At 49.3% G+C, this 298-nt stretch carries 2 tRNA genes; both read right to left on the bottom strand.

Annotation, left to right across the window (positions count from 1 at the left end):
• Positions 1 to 9: 9 nt before the first annotated feature.
• Positions 10 to 86: transfer RNA gene (locus TV75_RS21030), tRNA-Arg, on the bottom strand.
• Positions 87 to 106: 20 nt separating this feature from the next.
• Positions 107 to 192: transfer RNA gene (locus TV75_RS21025), tRNA-Leu, on the bottom strand.
• Positions 193 to 298 lie beyond the last annotated feature (106 nt).

Below are 298 nucleotides of genomic sequence, written 5' to 3'. Positions count from 1 at the left end.
GAAACAAGATGGCGCGCCCGAGAGGAGTCGAACCCCTAACCTTTTGATCCGTAGTCAAACGCTCTATCCAATTGAGCTACGGGCGCAATATGTTTTAAAACCTTTTTGGTGCGGCCGAGAGGACTTGAACCTCCACGGGGTCGCCCCCACTAGGCCCTCAACCTAGCGCGTCTGCCATTCCGCCACGACCGCGTTTTAAGCGACAAACATTATTATAACGAGGATAACCTACTGTGTCAATACTTTTTTTCAAAAGTTGTTTTGGACCTTTTAAAGTGCGGGTGAAGGGACTTGAACC

The sequence above is a fragment of the Rossellomorea aquimaris genome (assembly GCF_000935355.1).
GTDB lineage: Bacteria > Bacillota > Bacilli > Bacillales > Bacillaceae_B > Rossellomorea > Rossellomorea aquimaris_B.
The sequence above is the reverse complement of the archived record's forward strand: the minus strand, read 5'-3'. Positions and strand labels throughout refer to the sequence as shown.